The following is a 14,140-nucleotide window of genomic DNA, read 5'->3' on the forward strand; positions in this document are numbered from 1 at the left end:
AGGTAAGCCAGGTAAGCCAGAGTAAAATACTAAGAGAAATTAATTAGTAAAGATGATTTAAGTTAAAATTTCACGAAAAATAGACATAAAAAAACCGAGCTAGGCTCGGTTTTTTTAAATGAGTAATAAATTACTCTGCAGCTTCTACTTCAACAGCTTCAGCAGCTTCAGGGCGACCTACTAACTCGATGTAAGCCATTGGGGCTTTATCACCGGTACGTAGACCACACTTAAGAATACGAGTGTAACCACCAGGACGTTCCTGGAAGCGTGGACCCAATTCAGTAAATAACTTACCTACAACTTCAGCGTCGCGGGTACGAGCAAAAGCTAAACGGCGATTTGCAACGCTGTCAACTTTAGCAAGTGTTATTAGAGGCTCAACTACGCGGCGCAGTTCTTTCGCTTTAGCTACTGTAGTCTTGATTAACTCATGACTAACTAGTGAGCATGCCATGTTACGGAACATAGCTTGACGATGACTGCTGTTGCGGTTTAGTTGACGACCACTCTTACGATGGCGCATGACCTAATCCTTATAATCTTTAATCTGTACTAACTAAACTGGGACTTATAGGTCGTCTGCTAAACTAGCTGGAGGCCAGTTTTCTAGACGCATACCTAAAGACAATCCGCGAGACGCTAATACATCCTTAATTTCAGTAAGAGACTTCTTACCTAAATTAGGAGTCTTGAGCAACTCAACTTCAGTGCGTTGTACTAGATCTCCGATGTAATGAATCGCTTCAGCCTTCAAACAGTTGGCTGAACGTACAGTTAGCTCTAAATCGTCGACAGGACGCAACAGAATCGGATCAAACTCCGGTTTCTCTTCTACAACAGTCTGTTCAGTCACATCACGAAGGTCTACGAACGCATCTAGCTGTTCAGCTAAAATTGTTGCAGAACGACGAATTGCTTCCTCAGGATCAATAGTACCATTAGTGGTCATATCGATAACGAGTTTATCTAAATCAGTACGTTGCTCTACACGTGCTGCTTCAACATTATATGCAATGCGAGCAACAGGTGAGAATGAAGCATCAACCAACAAGCGACCAATTGGGCGATCATCGTCTTCGGTTTGTGCACGAGCCGAAGCTGGAACATAACCACGACCACGCTCAACACGGATACGCATGCTGATATCATTGTTACCAGTCAAATGACAGATAACATGATCAGGATTCATAATGGTAACATCACCATCATGTGTGATATCTGCTGCTGTAACAGGGCCTGTGCCTGACTTACTTAAAGTAAGTAAAGCTTCATCCTTACCCTCAATGTTTACCGCTAAACCTTTAAGGTTAAGCAATATCTCAAGGATATCTTCTTGTACGCCTTCTTTGCTACTGTACTCATGTAACACGCCGTCGATTTCGACTTCAGTTACGGCACAGCCAGGCATAGACGACAATAAGATACGACGCAAAGCGTTGCCTAATGTGTGACCAAAACCACGTTCTAGTGGTTCTAGCGTAACCTTGGCACGAGTTGGGTTAACCTGCTCTATGTCAACGAGACGCGGTTTTAGAAATTCTGTAACAGAACCCTGCATTGTGTCCTCTCTTGTTTGTTAGCTTTACTTAGAGTAAAGCTCGACGATCAGCTGTTCGTTAATTTCCGCAGACAAATCGCTACGTTCTGGTAGACGCTTGAAAGCACCTTCCATTTTCGCGCTGTCGACTTCAACCCATGTAGGCTTCTCACGTTGACCAGCCACTTCTAAAGCCGCTTTAATACGAGCTTGAGTACGTGACTTTTCACGGATGCTTACAACATCATTCGCAGACACTTTGAATGACGGAATGTTAACAACACGACCGTTAACCACGATTGATTTGTGGCTTACTAATTGACGTGATTCAGCACGAGTCGCACCAAAACCCATACGATAAACAACGTTATCTAAACGGGTTTCTAAAAGAGCAAGTAGGTTTTCACCAGTGTTGCCTTTTAGACGTGCAGCTTCTTTGTAGTAGTTACGGAATTGCTTTTCTAGCACACCGTACATACGACGAACTTTTTGTTTCTCGCGTAGCTGTAAACCGTACTCTGATAAACGTGGCTTACGTGCGCCATGTTGACCAGGTGCAGCTTCAAGCTTACACTTCGAATCGATTGCTCTCACACCGCTTTTTAGGAAAAGGTCTGTACCTTCTCTGCGGCTGAGCTTGAGCTTAGGACCCAAGTATCTTGCCATGATCTTTCTCCAACTATCCTATATACGACGTGTTATACACGACGCTTTTTAGGTGGGCGACAGCCATTATGAGGGATAGGTGTCACATCGGTAATGTTAGTGATTTTATAACCAACAGCGTTCAGCGCACGAATGGCTGACTCACGACCTGGACCTGGACCCTTTACGAAAACTTCAAGGTTTTTAACACCGTAATCTTGTGCAGCAATACCTGCACGCTCAGCAGCAACCTGCGCAGCGAACGGTGTAGATTTACGTGAACCACGAAAACCTGAACCGCCAGAGGTAGCCCAAGACAACGCATTACCTTGACGATCTGTAATGGTGACAATTGTGTTGTTGAAAGATGCATGGATATGAGCCATACCATCTGCAACCTGTTTACGTACGCGCTTACGCGGAGAACGTGACGGAACTTTAGCCATTTTGGTTTACCTTCCCGTTACTTTCTAATTGGTTTACGTGGACCTTTACGCGTACGCGCATTGGTCTTAGTACGTTGCCCACGAAGAGGCAGGCTACGGCGATGGCGGAGACCACGATAACAACCAAGATCCATAAGACGCTTGATGTTCATTGAAATCTCACGACGTAAGTCACCCTCTACTGAGTATTTGGCAACTTCTTCGCGTAGAATATCTATTTGAGCTTCGCTCAATTCCTTGATCTTAGCATCTTCAGCAATTGAAGTAGCTGCGCAGATTTCTCTAGCGCGCGTACGTCCAATACCAAAAATTGCAGTCAATGCGATGACTGTGTGCTTTTGATCAGGAATGTTAATGCCAGCGATACGGGCCACTATGCACTCCTTAATATGTTAAAGGTCGACTGCGAAAAGCCCGAAAGGATACTCGACAGCCAACAAATTTGCAAACATTATTTGCTCAGTTCTATTTAGAACTGAGCAAATATCTTTTTTTAGCCTTGACGCTGTTTGTGTTTTGGTTCAACACAAATCACACGTACAACGCCACTACGCTTGACGATCTTGCAATTACGGCAGATCTTCTTCACGGAAGCTCGAACTTTCATTTCATCACTCCGTTAAAAGCTATTAGCGACCAAAGCGATCTAAATTCGCTTTGTTTACTAGGTTAGCTTTCTTCATCACAGACTCATACTGATGAGACATCATATGGGTCTGAACCTGAGCCATGAAGTCCATGATTACGACTACAATAATTAGTAGTGAAGTACCGCCAAAATAGAACTGTACTTTCCACGCAATTAACATGAACTCCGGAATTAAACAGATAAAGGTAATATAAATCGCACCCGCAAGGGTCAAACGAGTCATTACTTTATCAATGTAACGCGAAGTCTGTTCTCCAGGACGAATCCCAGGAATGAACGCACCACTTTTCTTCAAGTTATCAGCTGTCTCACGTGGGTTAAACACCAACGCAGTATAGAAGAAACAGAAGAAAACGATAGCTGTTGCATACAATAATGAATACAGCGGTTGTCCAGGTGACACAGCTAAAGCGAAATCACTTAACCATGACATGGACTCATTTGCACCAAACCACTGAGCCAGTGTGCCTGGGAACAAAATAATGCTGGATGCAAAAATTGGCGGAATCACACCTGCCATGTTCACTTTAAGAGGTAAATGTGTGCTTTGCGCTGCGAAAACCTTACGGCCTTGTTGACGCTTAGCGTAGTTAACGACGATACGACGTTGACCACGTTCTACAAATACAACTAAATAAGTAACTGCAAATACGATTACTGCTAATAGCAACAGAACCAGTACATTCAAATCACCTTGACGAGCCTGTTCAGCCGTTTGGCCGATAGCAGACGGTAAACCAGCAACAATACCTGCGAAAATTAATATCGAGATACCATTACCAATACCACGTTCAGTAATTTGCTCACCTAGCCACATTAGGAACATTGTTCCTGTCACTAGACTCACAACTGCAACAAAGTAAAAACCAAAACCTACATTGACCACAAGGCCAGGTACTAGGCTTGGCAAACCTGTTGCAATACCAATCGATTGAAGCGTACCCAACACTAACGTTCCGTATCTAGTGTACTGACTGATTTTCTTTCTTCCTGACTCGCCTTCTTTTTTCAATTCAGCAAGAGCAGGATGAACAACAGTCAATAATTGCATGATAATCGATGCCGAAATATACGGCATGATACCTAATGCAAAGATAGAGGCACGCTCTAAAGCACCACCCGAGAACATGTTAAACATGCCAAGGATGGTATCTTTTTGTTGAGCAAACAGATCTGCTAACACAGCTGCGTCAATACCAGGAATTGGTACAAACGAACCGGCTCTAAAGACGATAATCGCACCAATCACGAACAGGAGACGGGTTTTCAATTCAGATAAACCGCCTTTCGCGCTTTTTAAATCAAGTCCTGGTTTTGCCATCGACGTATTATTCCTCGATCTTGCCGCCGGCAGCTTCAATAGCTGCACGTGCACCTTTGGTTACCTTCAGACCTTTAACGGTCACTGGGCGTTCAATGGTACCTGAAAGAACGATTTTCGCAAACTGTATGTTGCGAGTAATTACGTTCGCATCTTTCAGTGCGTTAAGGTCGATAACATCACCGTTAACTTTTGCTAGTTCGAGTAAACGAACTTCAGCTGAGACCAAAGCTTTGCGCGAGGTAAAACCGAATTTAGGTAAACGAATTTTAAGAGGCATTTGACCACCCTCAAAACCGATACGCACACCGCCGCCAGAACGAGACTTTTGTCCCTTATGACCACGACCTGCGGTTTTACCTAAACCAGAACCAATACCACGACCTACACGCTTAGGAGCAGATTTAGATCCTGCTGCTGGAGATAGAGTATTTAAACGCATTATTAATCCTCCACCTTAACCATGTAGTAAACTTTATTAACCATACCGCGAACTGAAGGAGTATCTTCAACTTCAACGGTGTGGCCAATACGTCTTAGGCCTAAACCTAATAAACAGGCACGGTGCTTTGGCAAACGACCAATCGCACTCTTTGTCTGTGTTACTTTAAACGTTTTAGTAGCCATGGTGCATTAACCTCGAATTTCATCAACATTCAAGCCGCGCTTAGCTGCAACTTGTGCTGGTGACTTCATGTGCACCAACGCATCGACAGTAGCTCGAACGATGTTGATCGGGTTAGTAGAACCGTATGCTTTTGACAGAACGTTATGAACGCCTGCTACTTCCAATACGGCACGCATTGCGCCACCGGCAATAATACCGGTACCTTCCGATGCTGGTTGCATGTAAACACGCGAACCAGTATGGCGACCTTTAACTGGGTGATGCAGTGTACCTGCGTTCAACTCCACGGTTACCATGTTACGACGGGCTTTTTCCATTGCTTTTTGAATAGCAGCTGGAACTTCGCGCGCTTTACCATAGCCATAGCCAATCTTACCGTTACCATCACCTACCACTGTTAGTGCGGTGAAGCTAAAGATACGACCACCTTTAACTACTTTAGAAACACGATTAACTGCAATCAATTTCTCTTGCAAATCGTCTTTCTGCTGAGCTTCTAATTTAGCCATTTTTATAACCCCTTAGAATTTCAGGCCAGCTTCACGAGCTGCGTCAGCTAATGCTGCTACGCGACCGTGATACTTGAAACCAGAACGGTCGAATGCAACCGAAGTTACACCTTTTTCGATCGCACGCTCTGCAACAGTTTTACCCACTGCTTTAGCTGCGTCTACGTTACCGGTACTCTTTAGTAGTTCTTTAACCGCTTTTTCAACGGTTGAAGCAACTGCCAACACCTGAGCTTCAGGATTAATCACCTGAGCATAAATGTGACGCGGTGTACGATGTACAACCAGACGGTTCACGCCCAGCTCTTGGATCTTCTTACGAGCACGCAGAGCGCGACGTAAGCGAGATGTTTTCTTATCCATATCGCGTTACCTACTTCTTCTTAGCCTCTTTACGGCGTACTTGCTCGTCTGCATAACGAACACCTTTGCCTTTATAAGGCTCTGGTGGACGATAGCCACGAATCTCAGCAGCAACCTGACCAACTAACTGTTTATCAACGCCCGAAAGGACGATGTCAGTTTGGCTAGGACACTCTGCAGTAACACCTGCGGGAAGTTTGTGAACCAATGGATGTGAGAAACCTAAAGTTAGATCTAGGTTTGAACCAGCTGCTTTCGCACGGTAACCAACACCAATTAACTTTAATTTTTTAACAAATCCTTCAGAAACACCAACAACCATGTTGTTTACTAGTGCACGAGCTGTACCAGCTTGAGCCCAAGCGTTAGCAACGCCTTCAACTGGACCAAAACTTAGTACGCCGTTGTCTAGAACAACACTTACCGCTTTGTTGATTTCTCGAGTCAAACTACCTTTAGTACCTTTTACGGTGATAGTTTGTTCGTTTAAGGTCACCTCTACGCCGGCAGGAATAGACACTGGTGCTTTTGCTACACGTGACATACCTAGCTCCTTACGCTACGTAGCAGATAACCTCGCCACCCATGCCTGTTAGGCGGGCAGCACGATCGGTCATCAAGCCTTTAGAAGTGGACACAATTGCGACACCCAGACCGCCCATCACCTTTGGAAGTTCGTTTTTACCTTTGTAAATACGAAGACCAGGACGACTTACGCGCTGGATAGTCTCAACGACTGGTTTGCCTTGGAAATACTTTAAAGTGATTTCTAATTCAGGCTTGGCTTCTTCTGCTACGGCGTAGTCAGTAATGTAACCTTCATCTTTAAGTAATTTCGCAATTGCTACTTTTAACTTAGCTGAAGGCATCTTTACTGATACTTTGTTAGCAGCTTGGCCGTTACGAATACGTGTTAACATATCCGCAATAGGATCTTGCATGCTCATATTAGCTTACTCCGTGACAAGTGCTTACCAGCTGGCCTTACGTAGACCAGGAACTTCACCACGCATAGTAGCTTCACGTAATTTAATACGGCTAAGGCCGAATTTACGTAAGAAACCATGTGGGCGACCAGTTTGATTACAACGGTTGCGTTGACGCGCAGCGCTAGAATCACGAGGTAGAGCTTGTAACTTAAGAACAGCTTCCCAACGGTCTTCGTCAGAAGTCGCAGGTGCGCTGATAATAGCCTTAAGTGCTAAACGCTTTTCAGCATATTTAGCTACGAGCTGTGCACGCTTTGCTTCACGTGCTTTCATAGATGATTTTGCCATTATGCTACCCTTATTTCTTGAATGGGAAGTTAAATGCGTCTAACAAAGCACGACCTTCTTCATCATTCTTCGCAGTAGTAGTGATAACAATATCCATACCACGAATCTTATCGATTTTATCGTAATCGATTTCTGGGAAGATGATTTGCTCACGCACACCCATTGCGTAGTTACCACGACCGTCAAACGCTTTTGCGCTTAGGCCACGGAAGTCACGAATACGTGGGATTGCAATGTCAACTAAACGCTCTAAAAATTCCCACATACGCTCACCGCGTAGGGTAACTTTACAGCCAATAGGGTAGCCTTCACGGATTTTAAAACCAGCAACTGATTTACGTGCAACAGTTACAACTGGTTTTTGGCCAGCGATTGCAGTCATATCACGGAGCGCATGCTCCATAACTTTTTTGTCTGCAACGGCTTCGCCTACACCCATGTTAAGGGTGATTTTTTCAATCCGAGGGACTTGCATGACACTGGTATATTCGAACTTTTTAGAAAGTTCTGCAATAACAGTCTCTTGATATTTATCATGCAGTTTCGCCATCGTTTACTCCGTTTACTTAATGAGTTCACTATTCGATTTAAAGAAACGGACTTTTTTGCCGTCTTCGAATCGGAAACCAACACGATCTGCCTTGCCTGTGGCTTGGTTAAAGATCGCTACGTTTGATGCTTGTATCGCTGCTTCTTTCTCGATTACACCACCAGTTACGCCCAATTGTGGGTTTGGCTTTTGGTGTTTTTTAACAAGATTGATGCCTTCAACAATCAACTTACCAGTAGGTAGGACTTGAGAAACTTTTGCTCGTTTACCCTTGTCTTTACCTGCTAATACAATTACTTCGTCTTCACGACGGATTTTAGCTGCCATTTTGAAGCTCCTTACAGTACTTCTGGTGCCAGAGAGACGATTTTCATAAACTGCTCGTTGCGCAATTCACGTGTCACTGGTCCAAAAATACGAGTACCAATCGGTGCAAGGTTTGCGTTAAGCAAAACTGCTGCATTCCGATCGAAGCGAATGACAGAACCATCTGGACGACGTACGCCTTTCTTAGTACGGACTACCACCGCGTTATATACATCACCTTTCTTCGCTTTAGCGCGAGGAATAGCTTCTTTAACAGAAACCTTGATGACGTCGCCGATACCGGCATAACGACGATGAGAGCCACCCAAGACCTTAATACACTGAACTCTACGAGCGCCACTGTTACACGCGACGTCTAGAGTCGATTGCATTTGGATCATTTTAAGTGCTCCGCTATCGTTACTACAAAACCCCGAAATTGGGATCATATTTGTCCACTTCTTGAACAATTCATACCTTGCTAATTACTCATTAGCATTGAATGCAATTTGTTCAAAAATGGGGCGCAAGTATAACACCAAAATATTGGGTTGCATAGTATAAAAAAACAAACGGCCCCAAGCATTGGAGCCGTTTACTATAACCTAATGATTACTAGGCTTTTGTTACTACTTCAACAAGTGTCCAAGACTTAGTCTTAGAAAGAGGACGACACTGACTAATAGTCACTACGTCACCTTCATTACACTGATTGGTTTCGTCATGTGCATGGATCTTAGTTGTACGCTTAATGTACTTCCCATAAATAGGATGTTTCACTTGGCGTGCAATAGCAACAGTAATAGACTTGTCCATTTTGTTGCTAAGAACTCGACCTTGCAAAGTACGGATTTTATCAGACATTACGCACCTGCCTTAGAAGTAATAATGGTCTTAACACGTGCAATGTTACGACGCACTAATTTCAATTGATTCGTTTGAGTCAACTGACCAGTAGCGTGTTGCATACGCAGGTTAAACTGCTCACGCAGCAGACCAAGTAATTCAGCGTTAAGTTCTTCAACGCTCTTTTCTCTTAGTTCGCTCGCTTTCATTACATCACCGTCTTAGTTACGAAGGTAGTCTTAATAGGAAGCTTGGCAGAAGCTAAAGCAAACGCTTCACGCGCTAACTCTTCAGATACACCATTCATCTCATAAAGAACCTTACCAGGTTGAATCTGACATACCCAGTATTCAACGTTACCCTTACCTTTACCCATACGCACTTCAAGAGGCTTAGAGGTAATTGGCTTGTCAGGGAAAACTCGAATCCAAATTTGTCCTTGACGTTTAATGTGACGTGTCATGGCACGACGTGCAGATTCGATTTGACGAGCTGTTAAACGACCACGGCCGACAGCTTTCAAACCGAAAGTACCAAAGCTAACTTCAGTACCGTTCGCTAGACCGCGGTTACGGCCTTTGAACATCTTGCGAAACTTCATACGTTTAGGTTGCAGCATTAAAGTTTCTCCTATTTAGCACGAGGCTTGCGCTTAGACTGCTGCTTCGGCTCTTCTAACGCGACAACGTTACCGTCTAGAACTTCGCCTTTGAAGATCCAAACTTTAACGCCAATCACACCGTATTGGGTGTGACTTTCAGCTGTAGAATAGTCGATATCAGCACGTAGAGTATGCAAAGGTACACGACCTTCACGATACCACTCAGAACGTGCGATTTCAGCTCCGCCTAGACGGCCGCTCACTTCAACTTTGATACCTTGAGCACCAATGCGCATTGCGTTTTGAACTGCACGCTTCATAGCGCGACGGAACATAACACGACGTTCTAGTTGCTGCGCAATACTGTCAGCAACTAACTTTGCGTCTAACTCAGGCTTACGGATCTCAGCGATGTTGATTTGAGCAGTAGTGCCTGTAATTTTAGATACATGTGCACGTAATACTTCAACGTCTTCACCTTTCTTACCAATCACAACGCCTGGACGGGCAGTGTGAATAGTAACGCGGATGCTCTTCGCAGGACGCTCGATAACGATTTTAGATACTGATGCAGCCTTCAATTTCTCTGTAAGATATTGACGAACTTCCCAGTCGCTGTTCAGATTATTCGCATAATCTGACTTATCGGCGTACCAAGTAGAGATCCAAGGCTTCGTGATACCCAGACGGATACCATTAGGATGTACTTTCTGTCCCATTGCTCTCTTCTCCTAGCGATCTGATACAACCACAGTAATGTGGCTGGTACGCTTCATGATACGATCAGCGCGGCCTTTGGCACGAGGCATGATGCGCTTCATAGTTGGTGCTTCGTCAACAAAGACTTGGCCAACTTTAAGCTCATCGATATCTGCACCTTCGTTGTGTTCGGCGTTTGCGATAGCTGAGTCTAGTACTTTCTTAACCAGTACGGCGGCTTTCTTAGGGCTGAAGGTCAAAATCTCAAGCGCCTTAGATACAGGCAACCCGCGAATTTGATCAGCAACTAGACGGGCCTTCTGCGCAGACGTACGGGCGTAACGATGTTTAGCTAAAACTTCCATCTTATGTCTCCCGTATTAACGCTTCTTCGCTTTCTTATCTGCAGCATGGCCGCGATAAGTGCGAGTTGGTGAAAATTCACCAAGCTTATGACCGATCATTTCGTCAGTTACGAACACAGGTACGTGCTGACGACCATTATGGACAGCGATGGTCAACCCAATCATATTTGGGATGATCATTGAGCGGCGAGACCAAGTCTTAATTGGTTTTTTATCTCCCGCTTCCATCGCTTTCTCTACCTTCTTCAGCAAGTGCAGGTCAATGAAAGGACCTTTCTTGAGAGAACGTGGCATGGGCGAATCCTCTTACTATTTGTTACGACGACGTACAATGTACTTGTCGGTGAGCTTATTACTACGAGTTTTATAACCCTTAGTTGGCACACCCCATGGACTTACTGGATGACGACCACCAGAAGTACGGCCTTCACCACCACCGTGTGGATGGTCTACCGGGTTCATTGCAACACCACGCACTGTAGGGCGTACGCCTCTCCAGCGTTTAGCACCTGCTTTACCTAACTGGCGTAGCATGTGCTCGGCATTTCCAACTTCACCGAATGTTGCACGACAATCAACAGGCACTTTGCGCATTTCGCCAGAGCGAAGACGTAAAGTTGCATATTGGTTATCACGAGCAACAACTTGAACATAAGCACCAGCTGAACGCGCGATTTGAGCACCTTTACCAGGTTTCATTTCTACTGCGTGCACAACACTACCCACTGGGATGTTGCGAAGCGGCATTGCGTTACCGGTTTTGATGTCTGCATCCACACCAGATTGGATTGCATCACCAGCTTTCATGCCTTTAGCGGCAAGAATGTAGCGACGCTCACCGTCTGCGTACAATACTAACGCAATGTTAGCTGTACGGTTTGGATCATATTCCAGACGTTCAATTTTCGCAGGGATACCGTCTTTATTGCGTTTGAAATCAATAATACGATAATGCTGCTTGTGTCCACCACCAACGTGACGAACAGTGATGCGACCCGTATTGTTACGGCCACCACTTTTAGATTTCTTAGCCAACAGGCCTGCAAAAGGTTTCCCTTTATGCAAGTCGCTGTTCACCACTTTAACAACGTGGCGACGACCTGGAGAGGTTGGCTTACACTTAATAACTGCCATGATAATTCTCCTTTGCTTACTCAGCGCCACCGACGAAATCGATGTCAGCACCAGCAGCTAAAGTTACATAGGCTTTTTTCCAATCGCTACGACGACCTACACGGCCACCGGTACGTTTAGTTTTGCCTTTGTTTACCAAAGTGCGAACACTATCAACTTCAACTTCGAAAAGTTTCGCTACAGCAGCTTTAATCTCTGCTTTAGTCGCATCGATTGCTACGCGGAAAACTACAGTGTTGTTTTTCTCAGCTAATACAGTGCTCTTTTCAGATACATGTGGCGCTAAGATAACTTTTAGCAAACGTTCTTCGGTGATCATGCTAGCATCTCCTCGATTTGCTTCACTGCATCAGCAGTAACAAGAACAGTGTTGAACGCGATTAGACTAACTGGGTCTAGACCCGCTACGTCACGTACGTCAACCTTGTATAAGTTGCGTGCTGCTAAGAATAAATTCTCATCAACATCTGCAGTAACAATTAGAACGTCTTCTAGTTGCATTTCTTTTAACTTAGCTTTCAGCTCTTTAGTTTTAGGAGCTTCAACACTAAAAGATTCAACAACGACTAAACGCTCTTGACGTACCAATTCAGAAAGAATGCTTTTTAGAGCACCACGGTACATCTTTTTGTTAACTTTTTGGCTGTGATCTTGTGTTTTAGCAGCGAATGTTACGCCACCGCCACGCCAGATCGGGCCTTTAACACTACCGGCACGAGCTCGGCCTGTGCCTTTCTGACGCCAAGGCTTTTTGCCTGAGCCAGTTACTTCCGCACGAGTCTGTTGAGCACGAGTGCCCTGACGCGCGTTTGCAGCGTAAGCTACAACTACCTGATGGACCAATGCCTCGTTAAAGTCACGGCCGAAGGTAGTTTCGGAAACTTCAAGAGCGCTTTGCGCGTCTTTCAATACCAATTCCATTACTATCTCCTCAGACCTATGCTTTAACGGCTGGCTTGATAATCAAGTCACCATTGGTAGCGCCAGGAACAGCACCTTTTACCAATAACAAGTTACGCTCTGCATCTACACGTACAACGTCTAGATTTTGAGTAGTTACTTGCTCGGCACCCATGTGGCCAGACATTTTCTTACCTTTGAAAACGCGACCAGGTGTCTGGTTTTGACCAATAGAACCATTAGATCTATGAGCCAAAGAGTTACCATGTGTCATATCTTGAGCGTGGAAGTTCCAGCGTTTAATACCGCCTTGGAAGCCCTTACCTTTAGATTGACCAGTAACATCAACTTTCGCTGTATCTGCAAAGATATCAACGTTAAGTTCAGCACCAACTTCAATGCCTTCACCTTCACCATCTGCCAAACGCAATTCCCATAAACCTCGACCGGCTTCTACGCCGCTCTTAGCAAAATGGCCTGCTTCTGGCTTAGTGATGCGGTTGGCTTTTTTGGTACCAGTAGTTACTTGAAGAGCACGGTATCCGTCGTTTTCTAAAGTTTTCACTTGAGTTACGCGGTTACCAGCAATTTCAATTACTGTTACAGGGATTGAAGCACCATCTTCTGTGAAGATGCGAGTCATACCCACTTTACGACCAATAAGACCGATAGCCATCTTTCAAACCTCTTCTAAGGATCTCAATTAACCTAAGCTAATCTGAACGTCGACACCAGCGGCAAGATCTAAACGCATTAATGCGTCTACAGTCTTTTCAGTTGGCTCTACGATGTCAACTAAGCGCTTGTGAGTACGAATTTCGTACTGATCACGTGCGTCTTTGTTGACGTGCGGAGAAGTCAAAATGGTATAACGTTCTTTACGCGTAGGAAGTGGAATTGGACCACGAACCTGTGCGCCTGTACGCTTAGCAGTTTCAACGATTTCCGCTGTTGATTGATCGATCAAACGATGATCAAATCCTTTCAAGCGGATACGGATTCTTTGGTTCTGCATTGACCAGAGCTCCTAAAATGCACACATAAAAAATCACCCTCTAGCTTCTTCCCAATGGAAAAGCAGAGCGAGATGATTTAACCGTAGACTCCCAATCGGAGTCAATTATGAAAATGAATAATCCAAATGATTAAACATTATATTACGCTGTCTAGGACAGCGAAGGGCAATTATACAGATCTAATTTCATAGATCAACCCCTGCGAACAAAAACTCTTCAATTTAGTGGTTCTGTTCAAGGCGGTGGATTTTACATGGTTAGAATCAAAATGCAATAAAAACAAAAAAGGAAGCCGAAGCTTCCTTTTTTATGTGTTAACTAAAGACGCTATTAAGCGATAACTTT

Annotated in this window: 28 protein-coding genes; all 28 read right to left on the reverse strand. The window is 44.5% G+C overall.

The window, feature by feature from the left end:
* Positions 1-130: 130 nt before the first annotated feature.
* Positions 131-526: a 50S ribosomal protein L17 gene (gene rplQ / locus AB4160_RS16075; RefSeq protein WP_076543214.1), complete on the reverse strand. Its 396-nt coding sequence runs from the start codon at positions 524-526 to the stop codon at positions 131-133.
* Positions 527-571: 45 nt separating this feature from the next.
* A complete protein-coding gene (locus tag AB4160_RS16080) occupies positions 572-1,561 on the reverse strand; it encodes a DNA-directed RNA polymerase subunit alpha (protein ID WP_076543215.1) in 990 nt (329 codons plus the stop codon).
* A 24-nt stretch (positions 1,562-1,585) separates the two neighbouring features.
* Positions 1,586-2,206 carry a 30S ribosomal protein S4 gene (gene rpsD / locus AB4160_RS16085; RefSeq protein WP_102440090.1) on the reverse strand — a complete coding sequence of 207 codons (621 nt, stop codon included), beginning with the start codon at positions 2,204-2,206 and terminating at the stop codon, positions 1,586-1,588.
* A 32-nt stretch (positions 2,207-2,238) separates the two neighbouring features.
* Positions 2,239-2,631 carry a 30S ribosomal protein S11 gene (gene rpsK / locus AB4160_RS16090; RefSeq protein WP_011635661.1) on the reverse strand — a complete coding sequence of 131 codons (393 nt, stop codon included), beginning with the start codon at positions 2,629-2,631 and terminating at the stop codon, positions 2,239-2,241.
* A 17-nt stretch (positions 2,632-2,648) separates the two neighbouring features.
* A complete protein-coding gene (gene rpsM / locus AB4160_RS16095; RefSeq protein ID WP_076543217.1) occupies positions 2,649-3,005 on the reverse strand; it encodes a 30S ribosomal protein S13 in 357 nt (118 codons plus the stop codon).
* A gap of 119 nt (positions 3,006-3,124) precedes the next feature.
* On the reverse strand, positions 3,125-3,238 hold the full coding sequence (gene rpmJ / locus AB4160_RS16100) for a 50S ribosomal protein L36 (RefSeq protein WP_006083579.1): 114 nt from the start codon (positions 3,236-3,238) through the stop codon (positions 3,125-3,127).
* Positions 3,239-3,260: 22 nt separating this feature from the next.
* Positions 3,261-4,601, reverse strand: coding sequence for a preprotein translocase subunit SecY (secY, locus tag AB4160_RS16105; protein ID WP_076543218.1), 1,341 nt, complete (start codon positions 4,599-4,601; stop codon positions 3,261-3,263).
* Positions 4,602-4,608: 7 nt separating this feature from the next.
* The gene (gene rplO / locus AB4160_RS16110; RefSeq protein ID WP_055026491.1) at positions 4,609-5,043 is read right to left on the reverse strand and encodes a 50S ribosomal protein L15; all 435 of its coding nucleotides are present in this window, start codon (positions 5,041-5,043) and stop codon (positions 4,609-4,611) included.
* 2 nt (positions 5,044-5,045) lie between these two features.
* Positions 5,046-5,228, reverse strand: a complete 183-nt coding sequence (gene rpmD, locus AB4160_RS16115) for a 50S ribosomal protein L30 (RefSeq protein ID WP_076543219.1) — start codon at positions 5,226-5,228, stop codon at positions 5,046-5,048.
* 6 nt (positions 5,229-5,234) lie between these two features.
* Complete coding sequence (gene rpsE / locus AB4160_RS16120) at positions 5,235-5,738, reverse strand: 30S ribosomal protein S5 (protein WP_076543220.1); 504 nt, start codon at positions 5,736-5,738, stop codon at positions 5,235-5,237.
* A 12-nt stretch (positions 5,739-5,750) separates the two neighbouring features.
* Positions 5,751-6,101 carry a 50S ribosomal protein L18 gene (gene rplR / locus AB4160_RS16125; RefSeq protein WP_076543221.1) on the reverse strand — a complete coding sequence of 117 codons (351 nt, stop codon included), beginning with the start codon at positions 6,099-6,101 and terminating at the stop codon, positions 5,751-5,753.
* A 10-nt stretch (positions 6,102-6,111) separates the two neighbouring features.
* A complete protein-coding gene (gene rplF, locus AB4160_RS16130; RefSeq protein WP_076543222.1) occupies positions 6,112-6,645 on the reverse strand; it encodes a 50S ribosomal protein L6 in 534 nt (177 codons plus the stop codon).
* A 10-nt stretch (positions 6,646-6,655) separates the two neighbouring features.
* On the reverse strand, positions 6,656-7,048 hold the full coding sequence (rpsH, locus tag AB4160_RS16135) for a 30S ribosomal protein S8 (protein ID WP_076543223.1): 393 nt from the start codon (positions 7,046-7,048) through the stop codon (positions 6,656-6,658).
* A 24-nt stretch (positions 7,049-7,072) separates the two neighbouring features.
* Positions 7,073-7,378: a 30S ribosomal protein S14 gene (gene rpsN, locus AB4160_RS16140; protein ID WP_076543224.1), complete on the reverse strand. Its 306-nt coding sequence runs from the start codon at positions 7,376-7,378 to the stop codon at positions 7,073-7,075.
* A 10-nt stretch (positions 7,379-7,388) separates the two neighbouring features.
* Complete coding sequence (gene rplE, locus AB4160_RS16145; RefSeq protein ID WP_076543225.1) at positions 7,389-7,928, reverse strand: 50S ribosomal protein L5; 540 nt, start codon at positions 7,926-7,928, stop codon at positions 7,389-7,391.
* A gap of 12 nt (positions 7,929-7,940) precedes the next feature.
* Positions 7,941-8,255, reverse strand: coding sequence for a 50S ribosomal protein L24 (gene rplX / locus AB4160_RS16150; protein ID WP_102440089.1), 315 nt, complete (start codon positions 8,253-8,255; stop codon positions 7,941-7,943).
* An 11-nt stretch (positions 8,256-8,266) separates the two neighbouring features.
* Entirely contained in the window at positions 8,267-8,635 is a 369-nt protein-coding gene (rplN, locus tag AB4160_RS16155; RefSeq protein ID WP_076543234.1) for a 50S ribosomal protein L14, read from the reverse strand.
* Positions 8,636-8,849: 214 nt separating this feature from the next.
* Complete coding sequence (rpsQ, locus tag AB4160_RS16160; protein ID WP_055026501.1) at positions 8,850-9,098, reverse strand: 30S ribosomal protein S17; 249 nt, start codon at positions 9,096-9,098, stop codon at positions 8,850-8,852.
* Positions 9,098-9,289: a 50S ribosomal protein L29 gene (gene rpmC, locus AB4160_RS16165; protein WP_006083592.1), complete on the reverse strand. Its 192-nt coding sequence runs from the start codon at positions 9,287-9,289 to the stop codon at positions 9,098-9,100. The genes rpsQ and rpmC overlap by 1 nt, the downstream gene beginning before the upstream one ends.
* Complete coding sequence (rplP, locus tag AB4160_RS16170) at positions 9,289-9,699, reverse strand: 50S ribosomal protein L16 (protein WP_055026502.1); 411 nt, start codon at positions 9,697-9,699, stop codon at positions 9,289-9,291. Before rplP ends, rpmC begins: the two co-directional genes overlap by 1 nt.
* Before the next feature lie 11 nt (positions 9,700-9,710).
* The gene (rpsC, locus tag AB4160_RS16175) at positions 9,711-10,400 is read right to left on the reverse strand and encodes a 30S ribosomal protein S3 (RefSeq protein ID WP_102440088.1); all 690 of its coding nucleotides are present in this window, start codon (positions 10,398-10,400) and stop codon (positions 9,711-9,713) included.
* A 12-nt stretch (positions 10,401-10,412) separates the two neighbouring features.
* Positions 10,413-10,745 carry a 50S ribosomal protein L22 gene (rplV, locus tag AB4160_RS16180; RefSeq protein ID WP_102440087.1) on the reverse strand — a complete coding sequence of 111 codons (333 nt, stop codon included), beginning with the start codon at positions 10,743-10,745 and terminating at the stop codon, positions 10,413-10,415.
* A gap of 15 nt (positions 10,746-10,760) precedes the next feature.
* Positions 10,761-11,039 (reverse strand): 30S ribosomal protein S19, encoded by a 279-nt coding sequence (gene rpsS, locus AB4160_RS16185; RefSeq protein WP_006083596.1) that lies wholly within the window; start codon positions 11,037-11,039, stop codon positions 10,761-10,763.
* A gap of 15 nt (positions 11,040-11,054) precedes the next feature.
* The gene (rplB, locus tag AB4160_RS16190; protein WP_102440086.1) at positions 11,055-11,879 is read right to left on the reverse strand and encodes a 50S ribosomal protein L2; all 825 of its coding nucleotides are present in this window, start codon (positions 11,877-11,879) and stop codon (positions 11,055-11,057) included.
* Positions 11,880-11,895: 16 nt separating this feature from the next.
* Positions 11,896-12,198, reverse strand: a complete 303-nt coding sequence (gene rplW / locus AB4160_RS16195) for a 50S ribosomal protein L23 (protein WP_076543230.1) — start codon at positions 12,196-12,198, stop codon at positions 11,896-11,898.
* Positions 12,195-12,800, reverse strand: coding sequence for a 50S ribosomal protein L4 (rplD, locus tag AB4160_RS16200; RefSeq protein ID WP_076543231.1), 606 nt, complete (start codon positions 12,798-12,800; stop codon positions 12,195-12,197). The genes rplW and rplD overlap by 4 nt, the downstream gene beginning before the upstream one ends.
* Before the next feature lie 16 nt (positions 12,801-12,816).
* Entirely contained in the window at positions 12,817-13,455 is a 639-nt protein-coding gene (rplC, locus tag AB4160_RS16205; protein WP_076543232.1) for a 50S ribosomal protein L3, read from the reverse strand.
* A 27-nt stretch (positions 13,456-13,482) separates the two neighbouring features.
* The gene (gene rpsJ, locus AB4160_RS16210) at positions 13,483-13,794 is read right to left on the reverse strand and encodes a 30S ribosomal protein S10 (RefSeq protein WP_055026509.1); all 312 of its coding nucleotides are present in this window, start codon (positions 13,792-13,794) and stop codon (positions 13,483-13,485) included.
* Positions 13,795-14,140 lie beyond the last annotated feature (346 nt).

It is taken from the genome of Shewanella sp. 10N.286.51.B8, assembly GCF_041469325.1.
Lineage (GTDB): Bacteria > Pseudomonadota > Gammaproteobacteria > Enterobacterales > Shewanellaceae > Shewanella.

Excerpts from the sequence above, each read along its gene's own strand:
- rplO (WP_055026491.1), bottom strand. The coding sequence starts at position 5,043 with ATGCGTTTAAATACTCTATCTCCAGCAGCAGGATCTAAATCTGCTCCT.
- rpmJ (WP_006083579.1), bottom strand. The coding sequence starts at position 3,238 with ATGAAAGTTCGAGCTTCCGTGAAGAAGATCTGCCGTAATTGCAAGATC.
- rplX (WP_102440089.1), bottom strand. The coding sequence starts at position 8,255 with ATGGCAGCTAAAATCCGTCGTGAAGACGAAGTAATTGTATTAGCAGGT.
- rpsJ (WP_055026509.1), bottom strand. The coding sequence starts at position 13,794 with ATGCAGAACCAAAGAATCCGTATCCGCTTGAAAGGATTTGATCATCGT.
- rplD (WP_076543231.1), bottom strand. The coding sequence starts at position 12,800 with ATGGAATTGGTATTGAAAGACGCGCAAAGCGCTCTTGAAGTTTCCGAA.
- rplN (WP_076543234.1), bottom strand. The coding sequence starts at position 8,635 with ATGATCCAAATGCAATCGACTCTAGACGTCGCGTGTAACAGTGGCGCT.
- rpsD (WP_102440090.1), bottom strand. The coding sequence starts at position 2,206 with ATGGCAAGATACTTGGGTCCTAAGCTCAAGCTCAGCCGCAGAGAAGGT.
- rplE (WP_076543225.1), bottom strand. The coding sequence starts at position 7,928 with ATGGCGAAACTGCATGATAAATATCAAGAGACTGTTATTGCAGAACTT.
- rplC (WP_076543232.1), bottom strand. The coding sequence starts at position 13,455 with ATGGCTATCGGTCTTATTGGTCGTAAAGTGGGTATGACTCGCATCTTC.
- rplB (WP_102440086.1), bottom strand. The coding sequence starts at position 11,879 with ATGGCAGTTATTAAGTGTAAGCCAACCTCTCCAGGTCGTCGCCACGTT.
- rplW (WP_076543230.1), bottom strand. The coding sequence starts at position 12,198 with ATGATCACCGAAGAACGTTTGCTAAAAGTTATCTTAGCGCCACATGTA.
- rpsN (WP_076543224.1), bottom strand. The coding sequence starts at position 7,378 with ATGGCAAAATCATCTATGAAAGCACGTGAAGCAAAGCGTGCACAGCTC.
- rpsQ (WP_055026501.1), bottom strand. The coding sequence starts at position 9,098 with ATGTCTGATAAAATCCGTACTTTGCAAGGTCGAGTTCTTAGCAACAAA.
- AB4160_RS16080 (WP_076543215.1), bottom strand. The coding sequence starts at position 1,561 with ATGCAGGGTTCTGTTACAGAATTTCTAAAACCGCGTCTCGTTGACATA.
- rplP (WP_055026502.1), bottom strand. The coding sequence starts at position 9,699 with ATGCTGCAACCTAAACGTATGAAGTTTCGCAAGATGTTCAAAGGCCGT.
- rplR (WP_076543221.1), bottom strand. The coding sequence starts at position 6,101 with ATGGATAAGAAAACATCTCGCTTACGTCGCGCTCTGCGTGCTCGTAAG.
- rpmD (WP_076543219.1), bottom strand. The coding sequence starts at position 5,228 with ATGGCTACTAAAACGTTTAAAGTAACACAGACAAAGAGTGCGATTGGT.
- rpsH (WP_076543223.1), bottom strand. The coding sequence starts at position 7,048 with ATGAGCATGCAAGATCCTATTGCGGATATGTTAACACGTATTCGTAAC.
- rpsS (WP_006083596.1), bottom strand. The coding sequence starts at position 11,039 with ATGCCACGTTCTCTCAAGAAAGGTCCTTTCATTGACCTGCACTTGCTG.
- rplV (WP_102440087.1), bottom strand. The coding sequence starts at position 10,745 with ATGGAAGTTTTAGCTAAACATCGTTACGCCCGTACGTCTGCGCAGAAG.
- rplQ (WP_076543214.1), bottom strand. The coding sequence starts at position 526 with ATGCGCCATCGTAAGAGTGGTCGTCAACTAAACCGCAACAGCAGTCAT.
- rpmC (WP_006083592.1), bottom strand. The coding sequence starts at position 9,289 with ATGAAAGCGAGCGAACTAAGAGAAAAGAGCGTTGAAGAACTTAACGCT.
- rpsE (WP_076543220.1), bottom strand. The coding sequence starts at position 5,738 with ATGGCTAAATTAGAAGCTCAGCAGAAAGACGATTTGCAAGAGAAATTG.
- rpsK (WP_011635661.1), bottom strand. The coding sequence starts at position 2,631 with ATGGCTAAAGTTCCGTCACGTTCTCCGCGTAAGCGCGTACGTAAACAG.
- rplF (WP_076543222.1), bottom strand. The coding sequence starts at position 6,645 with ATGTCACGTGTAGCAAAAGCACCAGTGTCTATTCCTGCCGGCGTAGAG.
- rpsC (WP_102440088.1), bottom strand. The coding sequence starts at position 10,400 with ATGGGACAGAAAGTACATCCTAATGGTATCCGTCTGGGTATCACGAAG.
- secY (WP_076543218.1), bottom strand. The coding sequence starts at position 4,601 with ATGGCAAAACCAGGACTTGATTTAAAAAGCGCGAAAGGCGGTTTATCT.